15 protein-coding genes are annotated in these 19,139 nt (G+C 54.2%); 8 read left to right on the top strand and 7 right to left on the bottom strand.

Going from position 1 to position 19,139, the window contains the following annotated elements; genetic code table 11:
• The first annotated feature begins 5 nt into the window (after positions 1-5).
• Positions 6-758: an ABC transporter ATP-binding protein gene (locus ACN08V_RS04220; RefSeq protein WP_419099461.1), complete on the top strand. Its 753-nt coding sequence runs from the start codon at positions 6-8 to the stop codon at positions 756-758.
• Position 759: 1 nt separating this feature from the next.
• Positions 760-3,339: an FtsX-like permease family protein gene (locus ACN08V_RS04215; protein ID WP_419104656.1), complete on the top strand. Its 2,580-nt coding sequence runs from the start codon at positions 760-762 to the stop codon at positions 3,337-3,339.
• A gap of 146 nt (positions 3,340-3,485) precedes the next feature.
• On the opposite strand, the gene ACN08V_RS04210 is transcribed toward ACN08V_RS04215, so the two are convergent.
• The gene (locus ACN08V_RS04210) at positions 3,486-4,430 is read right to left on the bottom strand and encodes a hypothetical protein (RefSeq protein WP_419104655.1); all 945 of its coding nucleotides are present in this window, start codon (positions 4,428-4,430) and stop codon (positions 3,486-3,488) included.
• A 115-nt stretch (positions 4,431-4,545) separates the two neighbouring features.
• Between ACN08V_RS04210 and ACN08V_RS04205 the strand changes: the two genes are divergently transcribed.
• Positions 4,546-5,616, top strand: a complete 1,071-nt coding sequence (locus ACN08V_RS04205; protein ID WP_419104654.1) for a hypothetical protein — start codon at positions 4,546-4,548, stop codon at positions 5,614-5,616.
• 90 nt (positions 5,617-5,706) lie between these two features.
• Here the strand turns inward: ACN08V_RS04205 and metG are convergent, their stop codons facing one another.
• Positions 5,707-7,248 carry a methionine--tRNA ligase gene (gene metG / locus ACN08V_RS04200; protein WP_419104653.1) on the bottom strand — a complete coding sequence of 514 codons (1,542 nt, stop codon included), beginning with the start codon at positions 7,246-7,248 and terminating at the stop codon, positions 5,707-5,709.
• Between the two features lie 291 nt (positions 7,249-7,539).
• Between metG and ACN08V_RS04195 the strand changes: the two genes are divergently transcribed.
• From ACN08V_RS04195 to ACN08V_RS04180, 4 genes are all read left to right on the top strand, one after another.
• On the top strand, positions 7,540-7,806 hold the full coding sequence (locus tag ACN08V_RS04195) for a hypothetical protein (protein WP_419104652.1): 267 nt from the start codon (positions 7,540-7,542) through the stop codon (positions 7,804-7,806).
• Positions 7,807-7,811: 5 nt separating this feature from the next.
• Positions 7,812-10,070: an alpha/beta hydrolase gene (locus ACN08V_RS04190; RefSeq protein WP_419104651.1), complete on the top strand. Its 2,259-nt coding sequence runs from the start codon at positions 7,812-7,814 to the stop codon at positions 10,068-10,070.
• Positions 10,071-10,074: 4 nt separating this feature from the next.
• Positions 10,075-10,647, top strand: a complete 573-nt coding sequence (locus ACN08V_RS04185) for a hypothetical protein (RefSeq protein WP_419104650.1) — start codon at positions 10,075-10,077, stop codon at positions 10,645-10,647.
• Between the two features lie 84 nt (positions 10,648-10,731).
• Positions 10,732-11,070 carry a hypothetical protein gene (locus ACN08V_RS04180; protein ID WP_419104649.1) on the top strand — a complete coding sequence of 113 codons (339 nt, stop codon included), beginning with the start codon at positions 10,732-10,734 and terminating at the stop codon, positions 11,068-11,070.
• A gap of 312 nt (positions 11,071-11,382) precedes the next feature.
• Here ACN08V_RS04180 and ACN08V_RS04175 read toward each other — a convergent pair whose 3' ends face one another.
• The 5 genes from ACN08V_RS04175 to ACN08V_RS04155 all read right to left on the bottom strand — a co-directional run bounded on the left by ACN08V_RS04175 (position 11,383) and on the right by ACN08V_RS04155 (position 18,190).
• Entirely contained in the window at positions 11,383-12,480 is a 1,098-nt protein-coding gene (locus ACN08V_RS04175) for a hypothetical protein (protein ID WP_419104648.1), read from the bottom strand.
• A 312-nt stretch (positions 12,481-12,792) separates the two neighbouring features.
• On the bottom strand, positions 12,793-14,388 hold the full coding sequence (serA, locus tag ACN08V_RS04170; protein ID WP_419104647.1) for a phosphoglycerate dehydrogenase: 1,596 nt from the start codon (positions 14,386-14,388) through the stop codon (positions 12,793-12,795).
• Positions 14,389-14,674: 286 nt separating this feature from the next.
• A complete protein-coding gene (gene ilvC, locus ACN08V_RS04165) occupies positions 14,675-15,703 on the bottom strand; it encodes a ketol-acid reductoisomerase (RefSeq protein ID WP_419100595.1) in 1,029 nt (342 codons plus the stop codon).
• A gap of 142 nt (positions 15,704-15,845) precedes the next feature.
• On the bottom strand, positions 15,846-16,355 hold the full coding sequence (gene ilvN, locus ACN08V_RS04160; protein ID WP_419100596.1) for an acetolactate synthase small subunit: 510 nt from the start codon (positions 16,353-16,355) through the stop codon (positions 15,846-15,848).
• A complete protein-coding gene (locus ACN08V_RS04155; protein WP_419100597.1) occupies positions 16,352-18,190 on the bottom strand; it encodes an acetolactate synthase large subunit in 1,839 nt (612 codons plus the stop codon). Before ACN08V_RS04155 ends, ilvN begins: the two co-directional genes overlap by 4 nt.
• Positions 18,191-18,664: 474 nt before the next feature.
• On the opposite strand from ACN08V_RS04155, the gene ACN08V_RS04150 reads away from it, so the two are divergent.
• Positions 18,665-19,120, top strand: coding sequence for a hypothetical protein (locus ACN08V_RS04150; RefSeq protein ID WP_419100598.1), 456 nt, complete (start codon positions 18,665-18,667; stop codon positions 19,118-19,120).
• Positions 19,121-19,139: the final 19 nt, after the last annotated feature.

Genomic DNA, 19,139 nt, shown 5'->3' with positions numbered 1-19,139 from the left:
GAACTATGAATACACACCACACATTTCCCGTTGCGGTAGGCGCACGCAACCTCAGCAAAACTTACGGAAGCGGTACTTCGTCCGTGCGCGCCCTCGATCAGGTCAGCATCGACTTTGAACGCGGCAAGTTCACGGCCATTATGGGCCCCTCAGGTTCTGGCAAGTCCACTCTGCTCCACGTCCTTGCCACCCTCGATACCCCAGACCCCGGGACTGATTCTTCTTTGCAGGTACGGGGTGTCGAACTGCTGGGCCTCAAAGATTCCGTGCTAGCAGAGTTCCGGGCCAAGAATATCGGCTTTATCTTCCAGGCCTACAATCTGGTCCCCACACTGACCGCAGGCCAGAACATTGATCTGCCCCTGGGTCTTGCCAAGATGAAGGTTGATAATATTTGGCGTGATGAGCTGGTACGGGTTCTGGGCCTGACGGACCGGCTCAAGCATGCCCCGGCTGAGCTATCGGGTGGCCAGCAGCAGCGAGTAGCCATTGCCAGAGCGCTTCTACCCCGCCCCGCCGTCATTTTTGCCGATGAGCCAACCGGGTCATTGGACTCAGTTTCTAGTGCCGAGGTTTTAGATCTGCTACAGCAGGCTGCCCGCGCTCAGGGGCAGACCATTCTCATGGTCACCCACGACCCGGTAGCGGCCTCTTATGCTGACCGGGTAGTACTGCTGCGCGACGGCAAATTGGCCGGTGTGCTTGAATCCCCCACCCGCGAGTCAGTGCTTGCGGCGCTTTCTGGGTTGGGTGAATAGCATGGCAACCACATTGGGCACCGTTGCCCGCTCTAACTTGGGTAAGCACAGGCTGCGCTTTGCGCTGACCTCCATCGGTATTGCTATCTCGGCTTTCTTCCTCTCAGCGGTTCTTATCAGCAACCTGTCGCTCATGACTAGCTTGCGTGAGTCAGCGGCCCAGTTCTATGGGAACTCGGATCTGGTCTTGGAGGACCCTGATCACAGCCAGTTTGTTATAGAAAGTCCCCCCTACTTGAGTCAGAAGGCTGCCCAGCAGGTTCAGGCTAGTTCCCTGGTCAAATCCAGTTGGGGTGTAGCAACAGCTGATGATGTCATGTATTTAGCTGGCTCGGGGGCCCAAGAACCAAGTTTTTTGGTCAAACGCACTGATTTAGCGGCCGATGATTCTGTTCTCTCTCTCACCCTTCAAGAGGGTGATCTCCCCAGAACCAGCAGTCAGGTCCTCATACCCTCCTCCCTTGCTCAAAACTCCGATCTGAGAGTTGGGCAGACGGTACGGATGACTGACTACACCCTACCCGTTGACTTTCAGGGATTACCCCCAACCAGTGACTTTAAAATCAGCGGTATCTACGCACAAAAAGCTGCTACGGGACCTATGAATAATATGGTCTTCACCGGCGGTAGCTTGACCGCAGACTACACCAAGTCACGTGAAGCTGACCCCAGTAGCGGCTACAGCATGATGATGGTCAAGTTAGCACCGGGGGTTTCAGTCCATGATTTCAAGCAGCAGCTCACATCAGCAGGGCTTGAGGTGGCGGTCTCTACTGTAGAGGAACAAATCCAAAAGGATGTAGATGACTTCACCGGGGGGATCTCACAGGTCACCGCCGTTGTTCTGGGCTTCGGCCTGCTATCCCTCCTCATGTCCAGTTTTGTGATAGCTAATACCTACCGGGTCTACGCGGCCTCGCGTACCCGCGAACTGGCTCTGCTCCGTACTCTGGGTGCCACCCGTTTTGCTCTGGTGCGGATGCTCCTACTGGAGGCCTTCATGCTGGGTGTGCTTTCTGCTCTAGCGGGTATCGTCACGGCCTATGGCCTGGCATTCCTTATGTCCACTTTTATGACCGGGGGCTACATGATCGATTTCTCCCCCGTCCCAGCCCTGATCTCCCTCTTTATCTGTGGGACTGTTGCCGTCCTTAGCGCTTTGGCACCAGCCTGGTCAATGCGCAAGATTTCGCCCATCACAGCCATCCAGAGCGTACCTGAGCCCCGGACAAGGAGCGTCCTTAAGAAGGTCTGGTTCTGGCTGCTGGTGCTCCTCCTTGTAGCCCTGGTAGCTGTGGGTATCTTCTGGGCTCAGAGTTCTCCCTTAGAGCCAGGGTATGTGCTGGCCACGGTTGCCCTGGCAACCCTCCTTGTCCTGGTTTTCCCTTTCTTCCTATCCCCCCTGCTCGCTGTGACGAGCAGGTTCTGCCAGCCATTTACTACCGCCGGTATGGCCCATAGTAATATCCGGCAGGCTAAGGGCCAGACCGTAGCTAGCGGCCGGATGCTCTTTATCTGCGCAGCCTTTCTAGCTGCTCTCATGACCGGTTTCACTACCCTGAAGGTTTCCGTCCTTGAGGATATTGAGCGTTCCTACCCTTTCCCTGCTTCGGGCTTTGTGAGTGCTCAGAGCTGGGAGGCTAGCACCCGCTTGGAGCAAGAAGTTCAGGCTTTTGGCGGGGTAGATGCGGCGACTGTGGCAATCCCCCAGGGCTCCTTGGAGAATAAGCTCTACCAGGATGCCAACAGAGTGAGCGTATATTCTCTCGATGCTTCTCAGCTAGATCGCTTAGCTCCCTATGATTTCCCGCACCCCTTGGCCGATGACCAGCTCCTCATCAATGCCTCAAGCGCTGAATCACTCGGTCTCGTAGAGGGTAGCAAAATTAGGGTTGCTGGAACCCACAAGAGCCAGGAACTGACTGTTGTTTATACGGATACTGATTTGTTTGGACCTGTCATGACCCGGGTAACAGGTCAGAGAATAAGCGGTTCCGAGTTTCTGGCTACCTCGCCCTCCCCCTACTCACCCGCCCTGATTCTTGGCTTTGACCCCTCGCTCAGTAGCGATCAGCAGTTGGCGGCTTTGAAGGGCCTTGAGAGCCAGGTGGGGCTTGCCCAGGGTAGCCTCTACGGGAGCCTGACCATGGGTAGAGATATTGAGTTGGGTCTAAACATAGGCCTCTACGTTGCCCTGGGGCTACTGGGGGCAACCCTGGCTATTACTCTGATTGGTATAGCCAATACCCAGATTCTGAGCGCCTACCAGCGGCGCCGCCCCTACGCCCTGTTGAGGGTTGCGGGTATGAGCAAGAAACAGTTGAGGGCCATGATTTCCTTCGAGACGACCCTGGTGGCTTTGCTGTCCATACTGTTGGGTATTGGGGCTGGTTATGCTTGTGCGATCTTGCTCTTGCAGGTGTATGCCACCAATGGTTTTAGCATGAACTACTCTGTTCATGGCTGGGACCTGCTCCTGATTCTGATCGGCGGGGTCGCTCTGACCTGGCTCACTAGCCTGATACCAGCCCTGCGGGCTTCGCGTCTCTCACCGGTCGTCAGCCTGCAAGAGACCCCCTAAAGCTGGTAGGCACACTACTAGTTCATATTGGGCCAAGAAATTCGGTGCTGTGCCCACCTCTACGAGCTTTGGGCCAGTATGAGCTGGGCACGGCACCGATGAGCACCAGGAGGCTAGCAGGAGGGTGGGAAAGGCTGGCCGCGTCCCTAGGATGCTGTGGCTGTTGGCTCAGCTGAGGCGCTAGCACTCTCAGAGGGTGTGGGTAGGGTGACCGTTGAGGTGTTCTTGGGGTCGGCCTTATCCGCTTCCACCCGCTCCTGGGAGGTAGCGTGGATAGCTTCAAGCTCATCCTTGAACTGTTTGAGCCGTTTGTAAACGGACTCGTAGTAAGAATTTTTGAGCTCAGAAACGGAGGAATCAAAAGAATGTCTTTCACGACAGGAAATATCGGCCTCCAGCATCTTCTTAGCATCCGCCTGGCCTACCAGGCTAGCCTGGTAAGAGGCCAGGTCGGTACTCTTGACCTGGCCAAAGCCAGCATCGGACATACAGCTAGCCCACTGCCTCTGCAACTCAACGTACTTCTCGTCCGAGCGCAGGCTATCGGCGATAGCCGAGCCAAACTGGGGAGCCAAGAGGGCGGCCTTAATACCGTTTTCAACCGACCCATAGAGGTACTCATAGCTCTGAGCCATACAGCCGTCAGCTTTCAGTTCCCCACTGGAATAATCCATGAAGCTCACGCTCAAGGTACTATCGCCCTTGCCCAGGTAGGCATCAAGACCAGCCTGGTCAAAGCTGGCAGTTGCTCGGTCGCTCTGGGCGGGCAAAGGCCCGTACCCGTTAGCTTTCAACTCATCAGTAGTGCGCCCGGTATAGACAGCGTGGTCCAGGCTATGCACCGCAACCGGCTCCAGGTATTTACCCCCGGCTTGAGCTACACAGCGCTCAACAAAAGCACGGCGAGCCTTTTCTGCACCCTCAGGGGGATACATCAAACTCTCAAGAGCGGTAATGTGCTCCGGGTTTGCTTGTTCAGGCTCAAGCTCCTGAAAATTTTGGGGCTGGGGCTTACACCCAGTCAGGGCCACAACAAGCAAAAGGGCCAGGCTCGTACCAGCCTTAACACCGTGGGCAGTAAGTAATGACACGCAAGCCTCCCTAGCTAATCATCATCCATTCTAACTACTATAAATAGTCGGGCATCACCACAACTTCCCGTGATGACACGACGGACTCGTCACAGAAAGTAGCAACCGCACCACCATGACACCTGAAACACAGCCAGGAGTTCGCACCAGCCGCCGCGACCTCGTCCGTTTTGCAACCCTCACGGGCGTTGCAACTGTAGCCACAGCAGCTGCAGGGGGCTTGGCCGGTCAGCAGGCGGCTCAGGCAGCCGATGCCAGCTCTACTGTCTTCCCCGCAGAATACATTTACCCCACTGTTTCTGGCCCTTCCTTAGCTATCTGGGGCAGTTCATCCGTAGAAGGAGCTTACGCCGATCAAGGTGTTCCTGCCGGAGTCAAAGCAACCCTACCTGAGCTTCTTTCAAGCTATCTCTCCGTGCCGGTTCTCGGTTTTGGGCGAGGAGGGGACACCTCTTCCCTGATTACTGCACGGCGGGGTGTATCAGCTAATCGATATAAATTAGTTTTCCCGGATGACATGATTCCAGCTTCAGGCACAGTGCCCGTTACCTTGGCCTCGGATGCCAATGTTTCTTGGGGCTCTTCTACACAGGTCCCAGGCTACGTTGGCGACGTCCCCGGCCTATTGTTAGCTGGGGAAACCGAAAACAGCTTATTCTTTACCAGAACAGTTCCCGGCGAAGAAATTTATGCGCCCTCCGATACAGCTGCAGCCTGGCTTTACTCCTACCAGGAGATGATTAGCCGCGCTTGCTACCATGTACTTCAAATCGGTCGCAACAATCTGGCGGAAACCTCCCGTATACAGGAAGATACCCAACGGGCTTTTGACATGGCCCCCACCCGCTCGATTGTTCTGGGGCACTTCCGCGCCCAAAAGGATTCAAACACATCAGATCGGGCTAAGCAGGTCGAAACCTACAACACCTGGGCAGCTAAAACCTTCGGGGATAGATTCATGAACCCCGAGACCTTTCTCCGTGAAACCACCCAGGAAAGCTGGCTCCGCTACGGTGCGCTGGCAGGGTCCGGGGTCTGGTCATCCGATAAGGACCGCGCCGCCTACAAGGAAGGGAAGATTCCCCCCAGCTTCTATGCCACCGACGGCTTCCACCTCAATGGCTGGGGCTATGTCGCTATCGCACAACAGATTTATTACCGGGTCACCCAACTGGGCTGGTTCTAAAGATTCTTACCTCGGATAGCTTCAGGCCCGCTCCCCTTATCTTGGGGGCGGGCCTGAGCTCTATCTGCTATTCTTACCGGTGGCTACGGGTTAGGCTTCCTTGGGGTCCTCATAACGCGGGAAAATCGGAGCAGGCGCGGGCAGAACAGTACCAGCGACCAGGGCCCGGTCAAGGTCCCTAAAGCTACGGTTTTCCGGTGCCACAGCCAGTAGGTCTAGGAGCTTACCCATAGAGGTAGGCATGACCGGCTGGGTGAGGGTTGCCACAATGCGTAGAACCTCAGCGGTCACGTACAGAACGGTGTTCATACGTTCCGGGTCGGTCTTGCGGAGCTTCCAGGGTTCCTGGGCCGTGAAGTAGCGGTTAGCTTCACCGACAACCTGCCAGATACGTTCTAGGGCACGATGGAAGGCCAGAATATCAAAGTCAGCCCGGACCTGCTCCAGTAGAGCACCTGCGGCCTCAAGCATAGCCGTATCCTCCGCAGTAAACTGCCCGGGCTGGGGAACAGTGCCCTGACAGTTCTTAGCAACCATAGACAGTGAGCGCTGGGCCAGGTTGCCCAGGTCATTGGCCAGGTCGGAGTTAATACGGTTCTTGATAGCCTCGGCTGAGTAGGAGCCGTCCTGACCGAAAGAAACATCGCGGAGCAGGAAGAAGCGGAGCTGATCCAGGCCAAAGCCTGCTACCAGGTCTGCGGGGTCCAGGGTGTTGCCGATGGACTTTGACATCTTTTCGCCGTCCACCAGCAAGAAGCCGTGTCCAAAGACCTTCTGGGGTAGTTCCAGCCCAGCGGACCAGAGGAAGGCAGGCCAGTAGATAGCATGGAAACGGGTGATGTCCTTTCCGATCAGGTGCATATCAGCAGGCCAGTATGTGGTGAAGAGTTCGCTGTCGGTATCGGGGTAGCCCACACCTGTCAGGTAGTTGGTCAGCGCATCGACCCAGACGTACATGACGTGCTTGTCGTTGCCGGGTACAGGTACGCCCCAGTCAAAGGTTGTGCGGGAGATGGAGAGGTCGTTGAGGCCACCCTTAATAAAAGAGGCCAGCTCGTTACGGCGGGTTTCGGGGTAGACGTAGCCCTCGGTTTCATACAGGTCAAGCAGGCGGTCGGCGTACTTTGAGAGGCGGAAGAAGTAGGATTCTTCTTCGGTCCATTCAACCTCTGTATCGGTAGCAATCGCATAGCGCACACCGTCACGCAGTTCGGTTTCTTCTTCGGTGTAGTAGGCCTCATCGCGGACCGAGTACCAGCCTGCGTACTTATCCAGGTAAATATCGCCCTTCTCTTCCATCTTCTTCCAGATGGCTTGAGATGCGGCGTAGTGGTCGGGGTCGGTGGTGCGGATAAAGCGGTCAAAGTCGGCTCCCACGAGCTCGGCCATTGCGCGGAATCGGGCTGAGTTTTCGTCGGCTAGTTCCTTGGGGCTTTTCCCCTGCTTCTGTGCAGTGGTTTGCATCTTTTGGCCGTGTTCGTCGGTACCGGTCATGAAGCGCACATCAAAACCGTCTAGTTTCTTGAAACGGGCCATGGTGTCAGCGGCAATGACCTCATAGGCATGGCCGATGTGAGGGGCGCCGTTGGGGTAAGAAATTGCGGTGGTGATGTAGTAGGGGGTAGCAGTCATAGTCATGATTTTACAGGGTGGGGAACAAACCGGCGACCTGCTGATCCCGCATGAGGGTAAGAACTACTCCCGCAGGGGCTAACAGTGTAGGGGCTGGCCTACCTCAATGAATGGAACTCGCTAGGGCTAGGACTAGTGGGATTGATGGATCAAGCTATAACATGCCCCTAGCCGTTGCATCTAAAGGTTTCAGCTATGCATCTACTCAAGTAGAATCATGAACCAGAATACTTACCTGACACCTTTAGAAGGGTAAACACGGGAAGATGCAGAAAGAAAGAGCTGACAAGGATGACCGATACTCTTAAATTCAGATATGAAGACCTCCAGTCGGTCATAGATATCTTTGAAAAAACCCGAGCCAACTTTGAGACCCTAGCTAGTTCCGCCTGCGAACACTCTGCAAGCCAGGACCCGGTAGCTGAACACCATGCCGGTGTAGTTAGAGGGCAGGACGGAAAGCTTCTGGCTAGCGCAATGGAAGCATTTACCAATGCCCGCGACGGGGCGCAAGAAGCTTATAGGTCTTTTAAAGCAGCTGATGCAGGAGGGAAGTAGGGGCCATGTCTACACGTCCTAGTGATTGGTCTCCTCTTGCTGGCGGGGATCCCTGCCCCGGAGATCCCGATGCCTGGATTTCGATCTCAAACTTTTGGTGGGAACAGCGCAACTATCTTATCGATCCTTATCGTGAGTCTCTTTTGGAATACACGAGTATCGATGGCGAGGGTAACCGAATCCGCAGGCTTGAAGCGGTAGCTTCAGACGGTGCAGGCCTAGTATCTCGTATAGCCTATGCCTACGAAAAGGCATCTGATGCTGTAAGTAGATGGAAAAGACAATTAAGAGATATGCAGGAGCGTGCTGATGCTGCATTGAAATCAGCTCAAGATGCTCAAACAGCGAAAAATGATGCACAGGATAAGATTGCGAGGCTGGAAGAAGAGGCTGCGAAAGATGAAAGCCCTGATCCGATTATTGCCCTGACAATTCATGGGTGGACAGGGCATGGTGGTCTGCGCGGGGATATTGCTGACGCTGATGCGGCAATAGCTAATGCGCAAAGAATTGTTGATGATATCCGGGATGAATATTTTACGAAGGCTTCTGAGATTATCGAGCAGTATTCGATTGCCGATTCGGTCGACGCACTCTATAACAACCGTGGTGGTACCCCTCATCAAGGTAATCCTTTTAGTGCCCCTAGTGATGTCTTGACTAGTTTTGAGCTCTTTGATTCGTTGACCCTGATACGTGCGTTTGAAGATGCTAGAACATCGGAAGAAAATATGCCACGGTTACTGGATCTGCTCTCACAGATGACACCGGAACAGATTCAAACTTTTTTCACTGCCAATCCAAAATACGCGCTGTTTGCTTCGAATCCTATTGGTGGAGACAATGTCCAACGCGCCAAGGATACTCAGAAGTGGTGGAACGCCCAGAACCAATTCACTGATGATAAGGGGAACTGGCGTTCAATCAACGCTGATGATCAGGTACCACCAGGAACTTTGAACGAAGCGCAGCGGAAAGCTCTGATCCAATATGCTCCCGGTCTTGTTGGAAATATGCAGGGCATCCAGTACACCTATAGGTCAGAGGCCAATGTGAATTTGGTGAGGATTCTTTCTCAGGATTCTGAAGAAGCCAGAAATCTTGAGAGAGTTGATGGACTCAAGCTACCTGATTCCCCGTTCAATCTTGAAAAGCTGCATTTGCCAGATAATGTACGTGGCACGGCAAGAAATATGCTTAAGCAGTATGAGGAAAATAAAGCTAACTATCCTGACGTACAGATTATAACCTTTGAAGTATCAACAGGCAGCTTAGATGAAGAGCATTGGGATGATGTTAAAGCAGCTTTTGTACTTGGTAATTTAGACAAAGCAGAGTCAATTAGTTATCTGACGCATGGCATTGATAATAGTGCTCTGCGCGACAGTGACGTTAACAGCCACATCAGATCAGCCGGTTCCCTCTACAAAGCTGAAGAATCAGCCATAATACACCACGGGAATATAATCACTGGTAATGGTTCTGCGCCTCAACATGCAACTGTGGCCTGGATGAATTATGAAGCGCCCAAGGGGCCCGCAGAAGACCTTTCCGTTCTTGATAATGATAAAGCACATGAGGGCGGGCACCGCTACGCTCAGGATCTGGATACGCTGAATACTTTACGGGGAGAGGACAATATCCGCCTCAATACTGTTGCTCATTCCTATGGAACAGATACAACCTTTTCCGGTATGACTGAAATGAAAACACAAGTTGATAGCGCCGTCTTCCTAGGATCTGCGGGGCTTGATCAGAAGCAGGTGGATGATGTGCAGGCTCACCCGGATCATTTAGCTGTGGACATCAATAATATTGCCTATACACATGCCTCAGAGGACATTGTAGCTCCTATGGGTTACCTCAAATTCTGGAATAAAACAAACCCCTCGGATATATTGACCCCAGATGGAGCCAAACCCACTGAGCTTACTTCAGATGGCGGTTATACCCAGGATGGTAACTATCTTCAAGATACGGATGGCCATGCCCTTTATGATGAGGATGGCCTAGAGGGCTATCTCAAACCTGGTACATCAGCTCTTGACCAGACAGCCCTATGGACCACCGGTCACAGAGACAAAATTGGTAGGCTACTTGAATACGTGGATCCTTCAGACTTCACTGAGATCAAATCTGTCGGACCAAATAATTACACCTATGTACCTGCTAATGACCGAAAGACGCCTGTAAGCCAAGAGGAGCTTCGAGAATATGCTCGAGCTCGTGGAATCAACTGGGAAGATGTCCAAAAGACAGAATAAAAACATGACCAAAAACCACATCAGAAAAACACTGCTATCAATCACCATCTGCTCACAACTTCTCCTCACAGGATGCGGCACCATGAACACACCACAATCCCCAGAATCAACAGCCACACCATCAGCCAACGAAGCATACAAAAACCTCTACACCACAGTAACGCTAGCTGCCTCAGCCAACGGAGACTACGAAAAATTTAAATGGAAGCACGGCATGGAGGACTTCCCCTACAAGGAATCATCCTGGGCCGATCTAACACCTATTTCATGCGATGCGACTCACCGAAGAATCGAGGTGTATGCCACCATGCTAGCCCCTTCACCAACCACTACAACCTTCAAAGAAAAAGCTGAAAAGGTAAGGAATGCATGGGAAGCCAAAGGACTCAAAGTCCGTAATGTGTGGGCAGACGACGCTTATTTTAGTATTGTCACCGACTTACCCGATCAGACCGTTGTGGTGTATTCAGTAAGTGATAGAGCTGAGATAATTGACGCAGAAACGCAATGTTTACCCGGGTTAGAAGACGACCAGAAGTCTACCGCCGAAGTCATTCCCGCTGAAATAGCCCAATAAATTCTTCTGTTGAGTTAAAACTCTTTTTTTAATCAATTTCTTTTGAGATATATTTTTACTTAATATTTTTTGGAGAAAATTACGATGCCCCAAGAAAATACCCCCACTCCCGAACCTGATCAGAGCTCTACCAACGGAATTATCATTGCAGGCCTCATAGGTTTTCTTGCATGCGTATTCCTTGAGCTATCAATCGTATTTTTGAGCACTGATGAGCAACTCACATCCGTAAGCACCTTCCTGGTGTTCAGCGCCGCTATCTTTTTAGGTATAGCCCTGTTAGTTCCTCTTTTTAGGAAGAGTGAGAATAAAATAATTTCATCGATTCTCGCCCTTTTATATACTGTCCTTGCTTTTGCAGTAGCTTCTTTTGCCGCTGCTATAGCTGGCTGGTCAATCTATTCAAATGGAATGCATCGATAAAAACGTTTATTTCGGGGGCTCTTCCGCCTTTATACCTAGCCTGGCAATCCCACGTACGACTACCGGGTACACCAGCCGGAAGAATGACAGCTTCCCTCATCCAGTGTTGATAGGGCTTAGGTTGTGTGGCTAAAAAGCGTGATTGCCCTATAGCCTACAACTGCTCCGTTGCAGTTCCCTTGACCGGTACAAACAGCACAGCAGGTCTAGCACTAGGGTCGATGGTCAAACCACCAGCCTCAACTAGATCTGCCACACATACTACCGACGAGCCCTTCACTCATCAGAAAATATCACCGGCTTCGACCCATTCTAAAGCCCGCCACGCCAGTCCTTGGGAGCGAACTGAAGGTGCTGGAAGGGGAAATCATGCAGGTTTTCGGGTGCCTGGCCGTACTTTTTCTGCACCTGGGTGTACCAGCGTGAATTGCCCTGGTTTGCTTGGGACTGGCTGGTGTCATACTCGTAGTTAGCCGCCATGCACCAAATGTTACGGTCACTGCCATAGCCACCGTATTTCTGCACGGCTTGCGCGATCATGAGGGTTAGTGGGCGCAACCCCAGGGTATTGAGGTTAACTGCGGGGTTGATGCGGAACCACTGCCCCTCATAGGGTGCCAGAGCATGGGTCAGGTTACCGTCCCCCTGGCGTGCAGGCCAGGAGAAGCCGCTACGCGCATTAGGCAGGGTGAAAGAAACTGCGTGGTTGATAGAGCCGGCAAGAACCTCGTCAATACCGATCTGGGTGAGTTCGCTGGCCATCCCGACCACCGAACTTGTGCCTCCGGTCAGTTGCAGGCTGTGCTTAGAATCGGGGAGCTTGTGAGCATCTTTAATATAGCCGCCGGAGCTGTAATGCCACTGACCGGCATGACTCCCACTGGTTGTTTTCTTGACCTGGTAGAGGGAACGCCAGATACCGGTTCCCCGATCGTAAATAGCGATAGAGCGGTCCCCACCACCGGGAATCTGGAAGTTCTTAGGGACGGGCAGGCGTACAGCCCTTTCAGCCCCCATCAGCCTCTTATACTCATCACTCTGGTATCTAACCCGGTTATCGAGGCTGTAGAACCATTCGTAGTGCTGGGCGGGGTCTTTGCTGTTGACCGTATGAATGGGGATACTGTAGGCGAAGACATTACCGCTCAGAGGTAGCTTGCCTCTAAACCGGTCACTCACATACCTGCTGTGCAGATTCTTGAGGTAGTTGGCCATCTGTGCAGAGTTGGAGAGCACCGGCATCTGCGAGACATTACGCTGGGCAACCGTTCCTCGCGCCAGGTAGGAGGCGGGGCTAAGTGGTGAGGTTATGGCTGCTGATGCCTGTTCCACGGGTAGGGCCATAGCCGCTATACCTCCAAGGAACAGGGGTGCCAGAGCCCGGCGGCTAATGGGGTGTGCAGAAGACATTGAACATCCTTTATCTCGGGGTCTGTGGGTGCCAGAACCGCTGGGAACTGCCAGGATATTTACCCCGCAGTGCGCCCCTTATTTCAGAGGCTGTAAGCCCCAGCGGTTGCTAGCGACCGGCTCTAACCTACCAGTATTGCGCATCACTTTCACCCTCTTAATATCATTCTGATATGGAAAAACATTTATCTTAAGCCCACAAGAACCGCTCATGAGCCCACTGGTCATTCCCCCATCAGCCCACAAAAAAGGTGCCTCCCCTCCCCCCATTCGGGAGATAGAAGGCACCCCATGCCGAGGCTAACTCAGAGCTTAGTCAGCCAAGTTGATAATTGCGGCGCGTGAAGCATTCACGACCCGCTTGATGGACTCCAAGACCTCATAGGTCAGTGCTGAGTCAAGGGCCAGAACACATAGGGCCTGCGCGTCCTTCTCGTGGCGAGAAACCTGCATACCGGCGATATTGATGGAGGCTGTACCCAGCAAAGTACCGATAGCGGCAATGACGCCGGGGCGGTCCTCATACTCCAGAACCAGCATGTGGTCAGTAATGGCGATTTCTACATCGTAGCCGTTGACGTTGGTCAGCTTCTCAATGAGCTTGGGGCCGGTCACGGTACCTGCCACCGATACAACCTCACCGTTTGCCAGGGCACCGGTCAGAATGGTTTCGTTGCGGAAGTAATCGGTTTCGGTGGTGGTCACCAGCTCCACCGCAAGGCCGCGTTGCTCAGCCAGAATCGGGGCGTTAACGTAGGACACCTTATCGGAGACAACATCGGTGAAGACCCCCTTGAGGGCTGAGAGCTTGAGTGAGGTGACGTCCTTAGTGGCGATTTCACCTGCGATTTTGACTTCAACGCGGGTCAAGGCTTCGTCGCCGCCAATGGCGGTCAAAATCCGGCCAACCTTTTCGGCCAGGGGCACGCCGGGGCGCACGTCCTTGTCGATGGCCCCACCGGCAACGTTCACCGCATCGGGCACCAGATCCCCTTCAAGGGCCAGTCGTACCGACTTAGCCACCGAGATACCTGCTTTCTCCTGGGCTTCAAAGGTTGAGGCACCTAGGTGAGGGGTTGCCACAACATTCGACAAACCAACAAAGGGAACCTTCTTAGCCGGCTCCTTGACGAACACATCAATGGCGGCGCCGGCAATCTCACCGCTGCGCAGTGCCGCATCGAGATCAGCTTCGTCAATCAGCCCGCCGCGGGCCACGTTAATGACGTAAGCGCTCTTCTTCATCCTCTTGAAGCTCTTGGCATTAATCATGCCCAGGGTCTCTGGGGTACGGGGCATATGGATAGTGATGAAGTCTGCCCGCTCAATCAGTTCATCCAGCTCCATCAGCTCAACGCCAAGTGACGCGGCACGCGCGGTCGTAACAAAGGGGTCGTAGGCAATAAGCTCGGTGCCAAAGGCACGCAGACGCTCAGCCACCAGGCCACCGATGCGGCCCAGACCAATGATGCCTACGGTCTTTTCGTAGAGCTCGACCCCGGAGAACTGGGAGCGTTTCCACTCCCCTGCCTTCATCGAAGAGTCGGCGGCCGCAATGTTGCGGGCTAGCCCCAGAATATGACCTAGGGTCAGTTCTGCAGCAGAAATAACATTGGATGTAGGTGCGTTGACCACCATGACACCGGCCTTGGTGGCGGCCTTGATGTCGACGTTATCTAGGCCTACACCGGCTCGAGCAATCACCTTGAGCTTCTTGGCAGCTCCAATAGCTTCGGCATCGACCTGGGTGGCAGAGCGGACGAGAATAGCGTCCACATCGGTGATAGCCTTCAGGAGCTGTTGGCGGTCTGCCCCGTCGCAGGTGCGGATCTCAAAATCGGGGCCCAAGGCTTCGACGGTGGCAGGTGATAGTTCTTCGGCAATCAGTACAACTGGTTTTGCAGTCACGGTTTTCCTTGGTTCAGGTAATGAGGGTGTTCTCTCGTATGGGCAGAGGCGCTTCGGACCCTAAGGACGCCTCATCAAAGATTGGGGGTTGCCCCCCGGTGCAGGGCTCTGCGAGGGGCCGGAGTAGGTGCATCCTGTAGTTCACCTTAAGGGCTACAGGGGGCACTCCGTCTGACCGCTGTAAGGGTCATAGAACAACCAAAGCCGACCACCTGACGGTTTGGCAGGTAGTCGGCTTCAGCTCAGAGAGTGTCGGCGCTTAAGCAGCGAACGGTCTTCATGCGCCTTAGCGAGCTACAGAACCATCAACGTAGTCGGCATCCACGCTGTTGGTCCATGCAAAGAGCTTACGCAGTTCGCGGCCGGTGGTTTCGATGGGGTGTGCTTCGCCCTTAGCTCGAAGTTCCTTGAACTCGGGGCCGCCTGCGGCCTGGTCTTCCATGAAGCGCTTGGCGAAAGCACCACTTTGGATATCGGCCAGAACAGCTTTCATGTTTTCCTTGACCTCGGGGGTGATAACGCGAGGGCCGGAAACGTAGTCGCCGTACTCAGCGGTGTCAGAGATGGACCAGCGCTGCTTAGCAATGCCACCTTCAATCATCAGGTCAACAATCAGCTTGAGCTCGTGCAGAACCTCAAAGTATGCAATTTCAGGCTGGTAGCCAGCCTCGGTCAGGGTCTCAAAGCCGTACTGGATGAGCTGTGAAGCGCCACCGCAGAGAACAGCCTGCTCACCAAAGAGGTCTGACTCGGCTTCTTCCTTAAAGGTAGTCTCAATGACACCGGCGCGGGTTGCGCCCAGGCCCTTGGCGTAAGCCAGAGCCAGGTCCAATGCCTTACCTGAGGCATCCTTTTCAACGGCTACCAGGGCAGGAACCGCGCGGCCAGCTTCAAATTCGCGGCGAACGGTGTGGCCAGGACCCTTGGGGGCGACCATGGCAACATCTACGCCGGCGGGAGCTTCGATGTAGCCAAAGACAATGTTGAAGCCGTGGGCGAAGAAGAGAGCGTCACCTTCGTTGAGGTTGGGAGCGATATCCTTCTTGAACACTTCTGCCTGGACCTGGTCCGGGGTCAGAATCATGATGACATCTGCTTCGGCTGCTGCTTCTGCAACGGTAAGTACGCGCAGGCCTTCTGCTTCGGCCTTGGCACGGGATTTTGAGCCTTCTGCAAGACCAACGCGGACATCTACGCCTGAGTCGCGCAGGTTCAGGGCGTGAGCGTGGCCCTGTGAGCCGTAGCCGATGATCGCTACGGAGCGCTCTGCGATATTAGCCAGGTCTGCATCGTCGTTGTAATAGATCTTTGCCATGTGTTTCGATCTCCTTGATCGGTAGAGGGGTAGCTGGCGCTACCCGATCTGTGGGGTTTGAAAACCTCTAACCTACATGGCGGCGCTTGCCGTGGGTAGACAGGGGCTTTACATTGTGAAAGTAAGTGAGCTAGATCCGGTTCTAGCTTCGGAGGGCTTTTTCGTTCATGGAACGAGAGCCACGGGAGAGGCCGATGGTTCCTGCGCGAACAATTTCCCGCACACCAAAGGGTTCAAGCACTTCAAGAAGAGCGTTGATTTTGTTGGCTGATCCGGTTGCCTCAATGACCACCGATTCGGGGGAGACATCGACGATGCTAGCCCGGAAGAGGTCAGCGGCCTGGGTCACCTGAATACGGGCTGCAACATCGGCGCGCACCTTAATGAGGATGTGGTCACGTTGAGCTGAGTTGTCAGCAGGAAGTTCAACAACCTTAAGGACATGGATGAGCTTATTGAGCTGTTTGGTGACCTGTTCCAGGAGCAAATCGCTTGCGTCCACTACAACCGTTATCCTTGAGATTCCAGGGACCTCGGTAGGGCCCACAGCCAGGGAATCGATATTAAACATACGACGCGCGAAGAGGCCAGATACGCGGGCCAGCACACCGGGCTTATCTTCTACGAGAACAGAGAGGGTGTGGCGACTCATAGCATCTCCTCATCATCCCAGGTCGGTGAGATGTCTTTAGCAACTTGGATTAAATCGTTGGATACACCGGCTGGAACCATTGGCCAGACCAGGGCATCGGGGCTGACGTTAAAGTCCACCACAACGGGCCGGTCGTTGATAGCCAGGGCCTGGGCGATGGTCGCCTCAACGTCTTCATCACGTTCACAGCGCAAACCGGCACAACCGTAGGCTTCCGCGAGTTTGACAAAGTCCGGGACCCGTTCGGTACCGATGCCGGTCTTAAGGTGGGTATTGGAGTAGCGGCCATCGTAGAAGAGGTTCTGCCACTGGCGCACCATGCCCAAGGACGAGTTATTGATAATTGCGACCTTGATGGGGATCTTGTTTTGGACGCAGGTTGCCAGCTCTTGGTTGGTCATCTGAAAGCAGCCATCGCCGTCAATGGCCCAGACAATCGAGTCGGGGAAGGCGACCTTGACACCCATAGCGGCGGGTACGGAGAAGCCCATGGTACCCAGGCCCGCTGAGTTGATAAAGTGGCGGGGCTTTTCGTTGGTGATGAACTGAGCTGACCACATCTGGTGCTGGCCAACCCCGGTGACGTAGTAGGCATCGGGGCCGGTCATTTCGCTAATCTTCTGGATAACGTACTGGGGTGCCCCCAAGCCGTCATTGGTCTTGGTGTAGCCCAGGGGGTAAGTTTGCTTGAAATTATTAACCAGTGTCCACCAGTCCGTGAGGTCTGGCAGGGCGCTGGAGAACTCACCGGTCAGAATCTCATTGAGTTCGGGAAGGACCTGGCGCAAATCACCCACGATGGGCACATCCGCAACCCTGATCTTGGAGATTTCAGCCGGATCAACATCAACGTGGATGACCTTAGCTTCCGGGGCGAACTCCGAGACAACACCGGTAACACGGTCGTCGAAACGAGCGCCGAGGGTAATCAGCAGGTCGGACTTTTGCATGGCTGTTACCGCTGGTACGGTTCCGTGCATACCGGGCATACCCAGGTTCTGGGGGTCGGAGTCAGGGTAGGCACCACGAGCAGTCAGCGTGGTGACAACTGGTGCCCCGGTCAGCTTGGCCAGCTTCATGAGTTCTTCCGATGCACCGGCGCGTACGACACCGCCTCCCACGTATAGGACCGGACGCTGGGATTCGGTGATGAGCTTGGCTGCTTCACGGATCTGCTTGGAGTGGCCGCGGGTAACGATGCTGTAGCCGCGTGCCTCATGGGTAACAGGAGGCCAGGAGAAGTCCATCATGCCCTGTTGCGCGTCCTTGGTAATATCGATCAGGACGGGACCGGGGCGACCGGTGGAGGCAATGTGGAAAGCTGTTGCGATGCACCGCGGAATTTCCTGAGGGTCCCGCACCATAAAGGAGTGCTTGGTAATCGGCATGGTCATGCCCACGATGTCTGCTTCTTGGAAGGCATCGGTACCGATAACGGCAGAGGATACCTGACCGGTAATGCAAACAAGCGGTACAGAGTCCATATTGGCATCGGCAATAGCGGTCAGCAGGTTGGTTGCACCGGGGCCGGACGTAGCGATTGCCACACCGACCTTGCCGCTTGCAATAGCGTAGCCTTCCGCCGCATGCCCAGCCCCCTGCTCATGACGCACCAGAATATGATTGAGCTGCTCGGAGTCGTAGAGGGGGTCATAGGTGGGAAGGATGGCTCCACCGGGCAGGCCGAAGATATCGGTGACGCCCAGCGCTTCGAGCGAACGGACGATAGCCTGGGAGCCTGTCATACGTTCAAGGGGTGAGGGTTCTGAGGGTGCGGATGCAGCCCTCAGATTCTTTGCGAGATCTGCCGGGTTGATGGGTTGTCCCGTCGTCATGGGTGATCCTAGTGGTGGTACGAAGATAGTCTTGTGTGCGAGCGGTGGGGTACGCCCTGTGGGCCAGGTGCTACCGGGTCACGGTTTTACCTAGAAAAAAACCCTCCGCTTGGTTGAGCGAAGGGTGCGCACGCCATCAGACACAGAGCATCTTATGCTGCGCACTCCGCTAGGAGTCGCACCACAAAAATAATCTGTGATTGCTGGTGTGATGTCATACTCTTTATTGTTGGCTTTTCCCGGCCAGCAGGTCAAACCGGTCTTAGAATATGACACTATATTTCGTTACTGGGTTCACTGCGCGTAAAAAATCTCGGCTGGTCACAGGTCTATGGTGAGCAGCGCAAGCCTGCCCTCGTCAGCGGGCGAACACCCATTGGGTCCCCCTGCGGATGCCGCTGTCATCTTGTGTCATTTAATATCCCCACAGGCTTAACTGCCCCGAGCCACAGCCCTGCACCGTAGACTGGGGGCATGACTGCCTCACATCAGCTCACCAGCAATGAGATCGCCAAGGCCCTTCACACGGTCTTCGATAGCCAGATCATCAATTACGGTGCCTATAACCTTGTGTTTGCAACAGGTTCAGCTATTTACCGTAACTCCGATGTGGCTTCACTCCAGGAGGACGAGCAGCGTTACTTCCTGGTCGGTTACCGGGACACCCCCCGGGAGGCGATTATCGCTCCCCTCGACCTACCTCAGATTCGTAGCTTGGGCACCCCCACCTCGATTGATAACACCAATGCGGCTCGCACTTTTGCCGTCACAGACCTCAATTTTGGGCTAGAGGCAACCAACGGAACCTCTTTTTCTCTTACCTTTGACCCCAAGCACTTTGTTGAAACGAGTCAGGGATCGGGGGTCTTGGACCAGGCCCTTGATATTGAAGATTTCAAACGGGTCATCATTGACGCATGGGCCCTGTAGTCACCTGTCAATGTATAGG

It is taken from the genome of Rothia sp. P5766 (genome assembly GCF_048513555.1).
Classification (GTDB): domain Bacteria; phylum Actinomycetota; class Actinomycetes; order Actinomycetales; family Micrococcaceae; genus Rothia.
This window is presented reverse-complemented; position numbering and strand designations above follow the sequence as displayed.